We start from the raw sequence: 13,849 nt of genomic DNA, 5'->3' as shown, positions 1-13,849 counted from the left end.
AAGGTGTCCTATGAAACACTTCGGACTAAAACTAGTCGCACTTGCGATGATTCCTGCCCTTACGATTACCACAGGCTGTGCAAGCAAACAAGCCCAAACCAATGATGTGGTTGTCGCACCAAATCAAATGGCAGGCTACACAGGCAAAGTCTATACTGGTGGTGCTTTGGTGAATAATTCAGACGCCATCAAACAAGCCGCCGCAAATCTGCCTAGCCTTGTGCATTTTGACTATAATTCTGATGCCATCAAGCCACAAGCCGCTGCCATCTTGGATGAACAAGTCAAATTCTTGACCGCCAATGAGACCGCTCGTGTACTGGTCGCAGGTCATACCGATGAGCGTGGTAGCCGTGAATATAATATGTCACTGGGCGAGCGTCGTGCTGCTGCGGTGCGTGGTTATCTGCTGAATAAAGGTGTCAAAGAAGCTAATGTTGAGATTGTCAGCTTTGGTGAAGAACGCCCTGTCGCCACAGGCTCAGACGAAGCATCATGGTCACAAAATCGCCGTGCCGAATTGTCGTATTAATTCACCCTATCCAAAAAAAGCTCAATTCATTTGGGCTTTTTTTTGTCTAAATCTTATTCAATAGCCACCATCCATGTCGCCCATTCACCCCCCTTGGATATACCAATCTCAATCCACCATCATCGCATATGCACAGATGACAACGGCGGATAAATCTCTACAGTCGTCTGCCGTGCGTGAGCTACTGCATTTGGTATTATCAAGATTGGGTAAACAAAGTGTACTATCTGATGACAACTTTCCTTATCGGCTGATGGTAGGTAGTCTGGCGCAGGAATTTGTCAGCTTTAGCCATTCGGCAGACTGCGTGGCGCTAATTATCAGTCCTTATCCATGTGGTGTCGATGTAGAAAAGCGAGCGATTACGCAGGCGGTGGCAAAGCGGTTTTTTAGCCATCATGAAAATTTATATCTACAAAATTATCCAGCAGACACTCAAGCCATCTATCGGCAAATCCTGTGGCAATTAAAAGAATCATGGATTAAGCTAAACGGTGGTACGCTGACACAGGGTATGGGCGTGGATTTTGGACAATATTTAGCCCACATTCATCCACAAAACGACAGCATTATCCCACTACACGATGGCTATATGACTTATATCAATCCAAGCTTACATCTATCGGCGATTTTTCAAATGGATTAACCATATTTCCGACCCATTTGGGAGATTTGCTTTAATAAGCGCTCAAGTTCACAAATTCTCTGATGGCTTGTGGTTAATTCCTGCTCTTTTGCCGCCAAAGCCATTGTCAAATCTTTGGTCTTTTTGGCAAAAATTTCTGCCTGCTCTCTTAAATTGTGGACAATGCTTAAATTGATTAAATCTAAATATTTATGCTCAATATAGACATCATTAATTCTGCCCTTACCTAGCACCACCTGCTCACGATAAAACTCTGGCAAGCCATAATAATGCGCCAACTCTCGACACTCATCGATAGCCAATGTATAGTTATTATTAATAATTTTCTCTTTCATATTAAAGATGTGAAATGATTCATTCATTCCCATCTCACGACTACTAACAGAGATGGCCGTGGTTAGCACTTTACTTATAGCTTGCTCTGCTGATCGAATCGGAATATGCGCGAGTACAATATCTTGAAAGACCAAATGTTGAATTTTTTGTTGAGTATTTTTATCACTCAAAAAATGATTTCCTTGCGCAAGTACCACTTTAGCAAGCATATCTCGAGAAAAAATCACCTTTTGATGCTCAGGTACACTCATCTGACATCTTGCAAAATCGTCAAAATAATTAATAAAATCAAGATTCTCACATGAGTCATTCGGCAAATAATTCACCCATTGCATTGCACAGACGCCATACCGGGCTACCGCTTGTAAATGCTGATCAAAAAATGCTTTTTGGTTCAGCCTATATTGGGGGGGGGAATTGGGGCTGATGCTAATAAATTCATCAGCATCTAAACACATAAATATATCTGCATCCGTATCACCTTGGATATGTTGCATTAAATTTGATAGTATCTGATGCTGTCTATGGCCATGTGTTGTATCTTGAAACAGGCGGATTGGCAAACCTTCACCGTATAAATTCTTTAGAATAGATAAAGTGTTGTCAGTGCTACCATTGTCTAAAATATACATCTCATCTGCAAAATTTAGATTGTGCCTTACAAAAGACTCAATAATATCAGCTTCGTTCTTCACCATTGAAAAAATTGCAAACTTCATAATTTATACTCATGGATATTTGTGAGTTGAAATTGGCAATATGTTAGGGTATTTATCTTAGTTTTGTCAATTTATTTATCAAAAACTCTTTTCTGCCAATAAAAAACGATGCCACAGTACTGTAGCATCGTTTTGTTCACGATCAGATCGTGATTAGAAGCGGTAAGTTACACCAACTTTTGCGATTGGTGCCCAACGGCCCCAGTTTTTGTCTTCGATTTCAGCAGCTGCTTGGTCAGCAACTTGTTGAGCAGCTTCTGCAGTCATAGTACCTGTACCATCAGCTTCGATAGTTGCACGAGTATCACCCATGTATGCAGCACCAACTTCACCAAACACACCCCAGTTGTTGTTGATGGTTGGGCGGAAACCAACAGTCATGTATGGAGCTAGTTTGTTACGATGCTCTAGAGTACCGTTTAGACCACCAACATCAGTCGCTTGGTAAACTTCGCCACCGATCTTATAAGTACCATTGTCACCCAATGCTTTTACTTTTACATCATTGTCAGGAACGATGATACCACCGCTTACAGTGAACCAGTTCGCTGCTGGGCGTACTTGTACACCTAGGTATGGGTTGCTAAGATCAGTGTCAACTTGATAAGTAACACCACGAGAAGTGAAGTCATCACCAACTAGATCAGTAACATCGCCACCAGTCCAACCAGCAACCAATGAAGTCTTCTCGTTTACTGCCCAAGCAACGTTTGCACCGTAGCCTAGAGTACCAGCTTCAACGCTGATTGCTGCTGGGTTGATAGCAGTTTTAACCAGTGTACGACCACCGTCAACTAGTGCTGAGCCAGTGTTTTTTACAACATTAACAGTGCCAGTAGCAACATTAGATGCTGTATCAGTTACAACATTTGCCATTGCAGAAGTTGATAGTACTACCGCACCAGCGATCAAAGATAGTTTCATTGCTTTCATAATTCTCTCCAAATAAGCAATTAATATGGGTTTGGTTTTGTTCGTCTTACTGATAGCAAACTGTTTGTTTGTCATCATTGGTTACATTTTAGGGAATAACCACGCCTTTTACCACCCATTTGGCTCGCTTTTTATTGGTAGTTTTGTAAGAACAACCTGCATTAGGTAACAATACTTGCCAGATTCATCAAAGCTGCAATTTTATTTACATTTGGTTACTTTTGGTAAGATTTGTGGATGTGTTTCATTTTTTTTATTTTAAAAATCAAACGGTTGTACACTGAGCTGATTTTTATATTCATGATTAGTCACGCACGAGTCTGAGCTCATACTTTTTGATGGGAATAATCTTGATCGTTGGTGATGGCATATCTGGCGCTTGAGTTGTGATGGCTAGCCACTGCATCGCCATGCTTTTGGCATGTACACCTGCATCAATCAGACATCTGAGCGCTTGGTGCTGATACATGGACTGCGCCTGACAGCTTGACACAATAGAAGTCATCGCTACAGCATACAGGTCTATTTGAAAAAACAACTGCTTCGCTGCTGTTGGTGAAGTAGTATCAGCTTGGTCATTTGGCATCGCCTGTAGATGCTGATGAGATTTCACCAAATAATGCGAAGCATCAATGGCGGTAGCATAGCCATACCACCAAAGCTTGTCGATGCATTGCATGCTCATACCATCATATTGACCATCACCATATCCGATATTTGAGCGACTCAAATCACCGCAAGCATGCAAACTTGTGATACCACCGTGCGTAGATGATGCTTGGTGCATAAGCTTAGCAAGCCATGTATTGGGCGACATCACCATCTGCGATAGATGCGATGGTGGCGTTTGCCAAATCTCGGCTGTCGCTTGTTTGGCTATGATCAGTTGCTTAGCACGCTGTGCACTTTGGGCGGCAGATTTGACATCTGAGTTTTGCTGATTTAGCATGATCATCACGATGGTACTAATCACTAGCACCAAGATCAGCACAGCGATCAGCACGAATCCTTGCTGAGTTTTTGGGTTTCTCATGGCATGACCACCGAATCAAAGTAAAGTGATGCCGTGTGTAGTCGGCGTGGCAGTTGATCGTCAGGTGGTGATATTGTTTGATCAAAGATTTTGATTGGCGCTGCTTGTACACCTTGTTGGGCAAGAGATGCACGGCTGATGATGGCGTACTGCACGCCCAATATCGGCTGTCCATCGGCTTGAGATTGATACTCATGAATACGCATCTGTGCGACCTGCGATGACTGAGCTTGTGAGCCAACCAACAACTGCACCCAAAATCCATCTATATTTGGCAGTATTATCTCGCCTGCTGTACTGCTATCTTTTAGCACCCAAGGCTGAGTCACCGCCCCACGACCCGAGACAGCAGAATCAATGATCGCAGTCATAAAAGATGCTCCAACGCCACGACGATCACGAGTGCCATCTCTATCGATGACATCTGTCACAAAGTGCGCAGCATCACATCGCAGTGACAAGCTACCATCACTCTCAGCTTGCACAAAATAGCGCTCAATCACCACTTGACCATCTATCATCGCCATCGTACCGTCTTTTAGCCGTGCTTTTCGTGGACCAAGCGCCAAATCACCTTCACAATCCCACAGATCCATCGGTGCGACATACCAGATGGTCAGTTGATCAGATGGCAAATGATTTAAATGCGGTGGCTCATCCGCATGACGACTTTGACTAAGCCACTTAGATGACAAGCCTTGAAACTTAAGCATAGCGATTTGGGTTGGCTGAGTGATTACTGCACTTGGCTGAATCTGCGTGAATAATCCGATGCCACTGCCTGCCAGTCGCAGCTGTTCATTCATCGTGACCGTGGAGACATCTTGATCCATCAGCATGGCGATATTTTGTGCACGAACCTTACCATCAAACCCTGTGCGATAGACACCAACCATCACAAGGCTTAGTAGCAGTGCCAGTACAAGCACTACCAATAGCTCAATCAAGCTCAACCCCATTTGACTTGAGCGCATCACTCATCCCCCAGTACAAAGCAATGAGCACTATTTTTTGGTACAGGATTAAAGCAATCAGTGATGATCTGTGGCGCATCATCACCCCATGCTAGCGCCCAGCAGATACCAGTTTGGCAATTTTTGGCCAAGACTGTCATGCGTGCCGTCGCTGCACTTTGTGCCAACTGCCAAGCACTAAGCTTTGCCAAAGTATCTCTAGAACAAGCGGCTTGACATTCGATGTGTACCGCCTGTACCTGTCTGATATAATCATCAATATCACTTGCACTGCCGATACTTTGCGCCAATGTCTGGACATAAATACGCTTTTGATGCTCATCAAAATACTGTACAGCATCATAATGCCCACTAATTAATGTCACTGCCTGCGAGCGAAAATCAGCTTGGCCACTACCCAATAGTGATCTTGACCCCACCGCCAAAAACCCAAGCACAGCGATGGATAAAATCAATAACGCCACCACAACTTCAAGCAGGCTCATGCCAAATTGGCGATCCAAGCGTTTCATAAATATCTCATAAATAAGGCAGTCCAAACTCAATAGAGCCATGCGCAAGGCATACTGCCATCAGCTTGACAGATGGAAATTCAGCTTTTAGACAGCTTGCCATCTGGGTCAATGTCGCCCCCGTTGTCACTACATCGTCAAAAATAATCAACTGCTGACACGGTAGCTTGGCGTCACTAACCCAAAATTCCGATTGCATATTATTAAGTCGCTGCTGTCTATTTAGCCCACGCTGCTGCCGTGCGCCATCTCGGCGTGCAACACCATAATACAAAGGTAAAGACCAATGATGTGCCAAATGCCTTGCTAGTATATCTGTCGGATTAAATCCGCGACGGCGTATGCGTGTCTGAGTCGTAGGGATGGAGACGATGGCGGTATTTGTCGCATGACAGCCGACAGGCTTTGGCAATGTCCGAATCAACGCAATCAGCGCAAGCAAGGCTTGAATATCTTCATTTTCTTTAAACTGATGAATAATACGATTAATGGGATATTGATAATAGCTCATCGGATATAGGCGTAATCGCAGTGATGGCTCGCCTGCCACTTCGATAACCCTAGGTGCCAGCCGAAGCGGTATCTGCATTTGGCATACTTGGCAAATCAACCGAAAATAAGCATGCCGCTGCTGACAGATGACACAACGGCGCAGCCACATCGCACACCACAGTGATGGCAAATATGGGGGTAGTTTTGGGTGCGCTACTGACGAAAATTTATACAAAAAAGCAGGCTTGGCAACCTGCTTTTTTGGTGATGATGTCTGCTGAGATTTGGGCGACATCATACACACACCATCTTAGTATAAACCCATCCAGTCATTGAGCATCACACCGACACCCACCCCTGTGGTTTCGGCATTATAATCGATGATGGATTGACCATAGCCATGGAATAGCTGTACATAGCCACTGATGCCTTTACCGATCGGGTGCACATAGTCTAGCTGTACAGCCCCTTTATTGGTGCTAGGATTGTAGCGGACAGTACCTGACACATTACCACCATTGACAGGATATAGGAATTTGACATCGCCATAGCCATAATAATCGGTGATATCAGGGTTGTCATCATCTCGTGTGTTTTCGTTATTGATGCGTGCCCATAGGCGTGGCATTACTGTCAAATTACCCCACTCCATGCCTGCCATCAGATAAGCACGGTTCCATGAACGAGACATATCACCTTCTTCACCATTAGAATGATGCACCGCACCAGCACCAAGCATACGCAGGCGACCACCCCACGGCAAATCAGCGCTCACAGGCTGCGTCACAAAGACTTCTGGCTGATAGTCGTGCGCACGAAATGGGCGAGAATGATCAGAATTATACACCTGCCAATGCGACTGCTGTGTATAACCAACCCATAGATCAGCATCTGTACCTAGTAGATTTTCGGCGGCTTTTGCCTTGACTGATAACTGAAACTTCATTTCAGGAATCTGCATTTCTTGTTGGCTATAATCCACTTGCTCACGAGATGGCGTCTGTGGGTGTCGGTTTGGATTGGCATTAAGATACAATGGCAATACATACATAGGATTATGCGGGCGTGCTTGCCAAAGGCCTGTGTTATTCTTATCCAAGTCAAATGCTAAGCTAAGCGGTGAATATCTATCAGCTGCCGCTTCTAGCTCTTGAGATGTTGGTAGCTCATCAGGCTTAGCAATGCTTTTTGATTCATCAGCATAGACAACCTGAAAATCACCCTTAAAGGCACTTTTTGCGGTATCTGACAGGGCAATTTGGCGCTTTGGGCTTGTGATATTTGGTATTTGACCTTGTGCTAGCGAATCAAAACATGCCAACCGAGTTGCATCGTGGTTTAGTGATGCACACTCCAAAAATAGCTGCTCACCACGAGCTCGATCGATCACAGCAGGCGGCGCATCCGCTGGTGGCACGCTAGGCATGGCAGTTGGTTGCACCGCTGGGATTTGGGCAGAAACAGGATCAGTTGCATATGCATTGAGACTCATCACACCACAGCCAATCAATGCAGAAAGCTTAGATACATAAACAGATTTTTTCATCATTAATACTCTAAAAAAAACGCTCAATGAGTTATTGATACTTTTGTCCACGAAATTCGATATAGCCACCTTGATGGCGACCAGCTGGGTCATGATGCGTCCAGTGCACCACACCACCTTTATCGCTGTATTCATATTCGCCATAAAAATCCACCCAATCACCTTTAGCAAGCGCATCCACTCGTGGAGCAAGGTCGATATTATGCGCAATCAAGATGGTTTGTTTTTGACCATCGAGACTGACGATGAATTTTTGGTGGCGACTGCCTTTGTTGTCATCTGTCAAGAGTGCTTTGACTTTGCCGCAGCCACGCACTTGGACATTGGACTGCTTGGCTTGATAGCTTTTGACAATCAGCTCATTATTACAAAGCGATGATTTTGCTTGGTTTTGCTTACTGGTTTGAGTGTTATTCTCTTGCGTCTGCTTGCCACCATCTTGGGTGGTGCTGGTTGCTGTTTGCTTGCTTTTTGCAGTTGCTGTCGTTGCAGTTTCGCCATCGCCATTACACGCACTCAATGCCAACATCGATATGAGCGCCACACTGCCAATTTGCCAAAATTTCATCATAGCTCAATCACTCAAAAAAACACCGATAATCAATCGGCAAACAGTCTATTATAGCAAAGTTTTTGGATTTGCCCTAGTATTTTTGTAATTACAAGGCATCGACAATATTTTGGCGAATGGCAAGTTCAGCCAGCACCCGCCCTTTTGGGGTGCGGTCGATGTATTTTTGTTGGATTAGATACGGCTCAATGACATCTTCGAGCGTGCCACGATCTTCGGCAAGTGCCGCTGCCAGTGCTTCAACACCCACAGGCCCGCCATTGAACCGCTCTTTTAGCGCAATCAAATAACGACGGTCAAGTTGATCCAGCCCCTGCTTATCCACCGCAAGCATATCCAGTGCTGCTGATGCCAATTGCTCGGTGACGATGCCATTGCCTTTGACTTCGGCATAATCACGCACACGGCGTAATAGGCGGTTGGCGATGCGTGGCGTGCCACGGCTACGGCGAGCCACTTCGGTTGCGCCGTTATGTTCCATCTGCACACCCATCAAGCGAGCCGAACGCTTAACAATCGTCGTCAAATCCGCCACATTATAAAATTCAAGTCGCTGTACAATCCCAAAGCGGTCACGCAGTGGCGATGTCAAAAGCCCCGCTCGTGTTGTCGCCGCCACCAGTGTAAATGGCGGTAAATCAAGCTTAATCGAGCGAGCCGCCGGCCCTTCACCAATCATGATATCCAGCTGATAATCTTCCATCGCAGGGTACAAAATCTCTTCGATGGCAGGGCTAAGTCGATGAATTTCATCAATAAATAGCACATCGCCTGCTTCAAGATTGGTCAGCATCGCCGCCAAATCCCCCGCGCGCTCAAGCACAGGGCCAGATGTCGAACGCAGATTACCCCCCATCTCACGAGCGATGATATTGGCAAGTGTCGTCTTGCCAAGTCCTGGTGGGCCAAAAATCAGCGTATGGTCAAGCGCTTCATCACGGTTGCGCGCCGCTTGGATAAATACCCCCATCTGCTCTTTGACATCAGGCTGTCCGATATAATCAGCCAAAGAAGTTGGGCGAATGGCACGGTCGGTGGCATCTTCTTTTTTGGTATTTGGGTCGATTAGGCGATTGTCTAGCATGGTTTGGCATCACACAACAAAAATTTTCGCTATTTTAGCACAGTTTTTCAGACAGCTTGCAAATATTACCATTTGCCTACTCTTGCCAAAAACTGCTTACAATTGGGCTAAATTTTTCCCAAGTGTTGCTAAAACTGGATAAAATCTACAATACACATACACTTAACAAGCGGATTTTTTTTGTTCAACACAGTATCATAAGCAAGTTCCAAACTCTTTCGTGATTCTTATGATGAAAAACCAAGCTGTTGAACGCACCTTAATTTCTATGATTCGGACTGACACACGCTCAAGCCAAATTGCGCCCAAGCCATTGTCATGGTCTGCGTTATTGTTGGTGCTGATGCTTGGCGTGGCGTTTTATCAATCGGCAGCTAGCGCAAACAACAACCGCTATCAGCGAATCTCAAGCGTTCAGCCTGCCAGCCAAGACATCTATCTCACCGTCAGCCAATACGAGCTTGCCTTGGTGCAAGTACTATCAGAAATTTGCCCACCAGTCTTAAACGAAAGACAGCGAGTGCGATTTGACAAGGCTTATAATCGCCAACTGCGTCAGTTTATGCCACGCTCAAGCAATCCCCAACAAAGCCTGCGTCAGCTATCGATGCAACGAGATTATCGTGCCGTCCTGCACAATGTCCGTGCATGGACAGCCAGCTACCCTGCCGCCGAAAACCGTGCTTTATGCCGTGAATTTGCCGAAATGTCGTTTTGAGTGAGTAAGTTTTATTCATTAAATTGCCCACTTGTTTTACACTTGGCATGATTTTATCTATTTTGTTTATAATATTATAATATTTTTTTCATAAAAATATCTCACAAAAGCGCCATTTTTACGCCAAATTTTGTTATAATACCCCAAGTTGCTTACACTAAGTTGCGCACCATATTTCTTACAAGGGGTATTTTATGTACACATTCAATCGCCAATTTCCCAATACTCGCCTGCGTCGCCTGCGTGTCAGCGACGGCATTCGTGAGATGGTGCGTGAGACGCATCTAGCCCCCTGTCATCTGATTGCTCCTGTATTTGTCATCGAAGGCGCAGGCGAAAAACAAGCCATCGCCAGTATGCCTAATGTCTATCGCTACACGATTGACCTACTTATCGACTATGTCAAGGCACTGTTTGCCGAAGGCGTGCGGATGATTGATATTTTTCCTGTGATTAATCCTAGTCTTAAGACCGCTGATGGTCAAGATGCCTATCATCCTGATACGCTTGCTGTGCGCGCGGTGCGTGCCATCAAAGATGCTGTGCCTGATATGATTGTGATGACTGATGTGGCGCTCGACCCTTATACCACGCATGGTCAAGATGGCATCATTAATGACACAGGCTATGTGATGAACGACATCACCACCGAAGCACTCGTCAAGCAAACCCTAGCCCATGCCCAAGCAGGCGCCGATGTCATCAGCCCAAGCGATATGATGGATGGGCGTATTGGTGCGATGCGTGATGCGCTTGAGTCAGCTGGCTTTGTCAATACAGCTATCATGGCATATTCTGCCAAATATGCATCGGCATATTATGGGCCGTTTCGTGATGCCGTCGGCAGTAGTGGCAACCTAAAAGGCCATAAAAAACAATACCAAATGGACCCTGCCAACCGAGCCGAAGCCCTGCACGAAGTCGCCCTAGACATCAAAGAAGGCGCTGATATGGTGATGGTCAAGCCAGGTCAGCCTTATCTTGATATCGTGCGAGAAGTCAAAGATAACTTTGGCGTGCCAACTTATGCCTATCAAGTCTCGGGTGAGTACGCCATGCACATGGCCGCCATCCAAAACGGCTGGCTCACCGAAGCGGTCATCCTTGAGAGCTTGACAGGATTTCGCCGAGCGGGCTGTGATGGTATCTTGACCTATTTTGCGCTGGATGCTGCACGCCTACTCAACGAAAAAGTATGAACGCACAAGTTAAAAGTTACCCTACTATTTTTTATTAATTTATCAGCGTTATTTTGTTAAAATCATGCTAAAATGCTGATAAATTTTATACACATTTCACATGAAAACCCGTTTGCCTAGGCAAACTTACCAAAGACGGAATGGATTATGACAATCGAAAACGATACCGCATCATTGACTGATGCACAGTTGCAAAAACAGCAATTTGAACAAGCTGCCCTTCACTACCATGAGCACCCACGCCCAGGTAAAATCTCAGTCACCCCAACCAAGCAAATCGCCAACCAGCGTGACCTTGCTTTAGCATATTCACCGGGTGTAGCTGTCCCATGTCTTGAAATCGAAAAAAACCCAAAACTTGCCGCCAAATATACCGCGCGTAACAACCTAGTCGGTGTCATCACCAATGGTACGGCGGTACTAGGCCTGGGTAATATCGGTGCGCTAGCATCGAAGCCTGTGATGGAAGGTAAAGGCGTTTTGTTCAAAAAATTCGCCGGTATTGATGTTTTTGACATCGAGATTAACCAAAATGATCCTGATAAGTTCATCGAAGCGGTAGCAAGTCTTGAGCCGACTTTTGGTGGTATCAACCTAGAAGACATCAAAGCGCCAGAATGCTTTAAGATCGAGCGTGAACTGCGTGAGCGCATGAATATCCCTGTCTTCCATGACGATCAGCATGGTACCGCCATCATCGCCGCCGCTGCACTATTGAACGCCCTAAAAATCGTCAATAAAGACATCAGCCAAATCAAAGTCGTCTGCTCAGGTGCAGGCGCTGCTGCCATCAGCTGTCTTGAGCTGATCATTGCCTTGGGCGTGAGCCGCTCGAACATCTTCGTCCTAGACTCTCGTGGCGTCATCAATACCCGCCGTGAAAATCTTGACGAATCAAAACAACGCTTCGCCCAAGATACCGATGCCACCACCCTTGACGAAGTCATCGGCGATGCTGATTTCTTCTTAGGCTTGTCAGGTCCAGGTATCTTGACCCCAGAGATGGTCAAACGCATGGCAAAAGACCCAATCATCTTCGCCCTAGCCAACCCAACGCCTGAAATCATGCCAGAGCTTGCGCACGCTGCTCGCTCAGATGTCATCATGGCAACAGGCCGTTCTGACTATCCAAACCAAGTCAACAATGCCCTATGCTTCCCATACATCTTCCGTGGTGCGCTAGATGTTGGTGCGACCATCGTCAATGAAGAGATGAAAATCGCTTGTGTACACGCTATCGCAGCCATGGCGCATACCGAAATCTCAATCGGCGAGAGCGAAAAAGTCAAAGGCGATATGGGCAATAAGTTTGGCCGTGAATACCTAATCCCTGGCCCACTAGAGCCAAATCTAATCCTAGAGATCGCCCCAGCTGTCGCCAAAGCTGCTATGGATTCTGGCGTGGCAACATTGCCAATCGAAGACTTTGATGCCTATCGCCAAACCCTATCTGAGTTCGTCTATAACTCAGCCTTGGCGATGAAGCCTGTCTTTACCCAAGCCAAACAAGCGCCAAAACGCATCGTCTATGCCGAAGGTGAAGACCCGAATGTTCTGCGTGCTGTTCAAGTCGTCGTCGATGAAAACATGGCAAAACCAATTTTAATCGGTCGCCCTGATGTCATCCAAGCCCAAATCGATGCACTAGGCCTGCGCCTATCGATCGGTAATAATGTCGAAGTCGTGGATCTGAATAACAATCCTAAGCACGATGAATACTGGAAGTACTACCTAAAAAACAACCAACGCCTAGGCATCTCAGAAGAGCTGGCTCGCCGTGATATGCGCCGTAAGAGCTCGCTACTTGGTGCAATGATGGTTGAACAAGGTGATGCTGATGGTATGCTGTGTGGTACTTTTGGTTACTACGATTTGCACTTGAACTACATCCGCCGTGTGATTGGCAAGCGTCAAGGCGTGAGCGACTACTACGCCATGAGTGGTGTCATCATGCAAAACCGCACCCTATTCATCGCTGACCCATATATTCACGAAGACCCAACCGCCGAACAGCTGGCCGAGATGACTGTCTTGGCAGCTGAGAGCGTGCGTCGCTTTGGTGTTGAGCCACGAGTAGCGTTGCTATCACATTCTGATTTTGGCACGTCAAACAAAGAATCAGCCATCAAGATGCGCCGTGTGCATGAGCTACTGACTCAGATGAATGTGGACTTTGAATTTGATGGCGAAATGCACGGCGATACCGCACTAGATGCTCGCCTGCGTGAAGAGAACCATCCATTTAGCACGCTTAATGGCTCAGCCAACCTGCTGATCATGCCAACGCTTGACGCTGCCAACATCGCCTTTAACCTAATCAAGGCGGCGACTGGCTCAGCAGCTATCGGCCCTGTCCTACTAGGCGCAGAAAAACCGGTACACATCCTAGTACCATCATCGACCGCTCGCCGTATCGTCAATATGACTGCGGTTGCGGTGACCGAAGCTCAAAAAGCTGCGCAGTAATCCTGCCAAGCGCCAAAAATGTCAGCCTAAGCGCTGGCATTTTTTATTGGTTTTTTTATAAAAATCTTGCTATAGTAAATCCATCTCA

Annotated in this window: 14 protein-coding genes; 5 read left to right on the top strand and 9 right to left on the bottom strand. The window is 46.0% G+C overall.

Annotation, left to right across the window (positions count from 1 at the left end; translation table 11 throughout):
- Positions 1–10: 10 nt before the first annotated feature.
- Positions 11–532, top strand: a complete 522-nt coding sequence (gene pal, locus Q0N89_RS01190) for a peptidoglycan-associated lipoprotein Pal (RefSeq protein ID WP_294032988.1) — start codon at positions 11–13, stop codon at positions 530–532.
- 73 nt (positions 533–605) lie between these two features.
- A complete protein-coding gene (locus Q0N89_RS01185) occupies positions 606–1,178 on the top strand; it encodes a 4'-phosphopantetheinyl transferase superfamily protein (RefSeq protein WP_294032987.1) in 573 nt (190 codons plus the stop codon).
- On the opposite strand, the gene Q0N89_RS01180 is transcribed toward Q0N89_RS01185, so the two are convergent.
- The 9 genes from Q0N89_RS01180 to ruvB all read right to left on the bottom strand — a co-directional run bounded on the left by Q0N89_RS01180 (position 1,175) and on the right by ruvB (position 9,378).
- Positions 1,175–2,233 carry a glycosyltransferase family 2 protein gene (locus Q0N89_RS01180; protein WP_294032986.1) on the bottom strand — a complete coding sequence of 353 codons (1,059 nt, stop codon included), beginning with the start codon at positions 2,231–2,233 and terminating at the stop codon, positions 1,175–1,177. The genes Q0N89_RS01185 and Q0N89_RS01180 overlap by 4 nt on opposite strands.
- A 153-nt stretch (positions 2,234–2,386) precedes the next feature.
- Complete coding sequence (locus Q0N89_RS01175) at positions 2,387–3,166, bottom strand: hypothetical protein (protein ID WP_294032985.1); 780 nt, start codon at positions 3,164–3,166, stop codon at positions 2,387–2,389.
- 304 nt (positions 3,167–3,470) lie between these two features.
- Complete coding sequence (locus tag Q0N89_RS01170) at positions 3,471–4,199, bottom strand: hypothetical protein (protein WP_294032984.1); 729 nt, start codon at positions 4,197–4,199, stop codon at positions 3,471–3,473.
- Positions 4,196–5,173 carry a pilus assembly protein PilW gene (locus tag Q0N89_RS01165; RefSeq protein ID WP_294032983.1) on the bottom strand — a complete coding sequence of 326 codons (978 nt, stop codon included), beginning with the start codon at positions 5,171–5,173 and terminating at the stop codon, positions 4,196–4,198. The genes Q0N89_RS01170 and Q0N89_RS01165 overlap by 4 nt, the downstream gene beginning before the upstream one ends.
- A complete protein-coding gene (locus tag Q0N89_RS01160; protein WP_294032982.1) occupies positions 5,173–5,685 on the bottom strand; it encodes a prepilin-type N-terminal cleavage/methylation domain-containing protein in 513 nt (170 codons plus the stop codon). The genes Q0N89_RS01165 and Q0N89_RS01160 overlap by 1 nt, the downstream gene beginning before the upstream one ends.
- 7 nt (positions 5,686–5,692) lie before the next feature.
- On the bottom strand, positions 5,693–6,475 hold the full coding sequence (locus tag Q0N89_RS01155) for a competence protein ComF (RefSeq protein WP_294032981.1): 783 nt from the start codon (positions 6,473–6,475) through the stop codon (positions 5,693–5,695).
- A 12-nt stretch (positions 6,476–6,487) separates the two neighbouring features.
- The gene (locus Q0N89_RS01150) at positions 6,488–7,723 is read right to left on the bottom strand and encodes a phospholipase A (protein ID WP_294032980.1); all 1,236 of its coding nucleotides are present in this window, start codon (positions 7,721–7,723) and stop codon (positions 6,488–6,490) included.
- Between the two features lie 31 nt (positions 7,724–7,754).
- Positions 7,755–8,291 (bottom strand): DUF3465 domain-containing protein, encoded by a 537-nt coding sequence (locus Q0N89_RS01145; protein ID WP_294032979.1) that lies wholly within the window; start codon positions 8,289–8,291, stop codon positions 7,755–7,757.
- Between the two features lie 91 nt (positions 8,292–8,382).
- Positions 8,383–9,378: a Holliday junction branch migration DNA helicase RuvB gene (gene ruvB, locus Q0N89_RS01140; RefSeq protein ID WP_294032978.1), complete on the bottom strand. Its 996-nt coding sequence runs from the start codon at positions 9,376–9,378 to the stop codon at positions 8,383–8,385.
- Between the two features lie 232 nt (positions 9,379–9,610).
- Here ruvB and Q0N89_RS01135 point away from each other — a divergent pair, with 232 nt between their 5' ends.
- From Q0N89_RS01135 to Q0N89_RS01125, 3 genes are all read left to right on the top strand, one after another.
- Positions 9,611–10,096: a hypothetical protein gene (locus Q0N89_RS01135; protein ID WP_294032977.1), complete on the top strand. Its 486-nt coding sequence runs from the start codon at positions 9,611–9,613 to the stop codon at positions 10,094–10,096.
- Positions 10,097–10,290: 194 nt separating this feature from the next.
- The gene (gene hemB / locus Q0N89_RS01130) at positions 10,291–11,295 is read left to right on the top strand and encodes a porphobilinogen synthase (RefSeq protein ID WP_294032976.1); all 1,005 of its coding nucleotides are present in this window, start codon (positions 10,291–10,293) and stop codon (positions 11,293–11,295) included.
- Between the two features lie 147 nt (positions 11,296–11,442).
- A complete protein-coding gene (locus Q0N89_RS01125) occupies positions 11,443–13,761 on the top strand; it encodes an NADP-dependent malic enzyme (protein WP_294032975.1) in 2,319 nt (772 codons plus the stop codon).
- Positions 13,762–13,849: the final 88 nt, after the last annotated feature.

This window comes from uncultured Moraxella sp. (assembly GCF_945873075.1).
Classification (GTDB): domain Bacteria; phylum Pseudomonadota; class Gammaproteobacteria; order Pseudomonadales; family Moraxellaceae; genus Moraxella.
The sequence above is the reverse complement of the archived record's forward strand: the minus strand, read 5'-3'. Positions and strand labels throughout refer to the sequence as shown.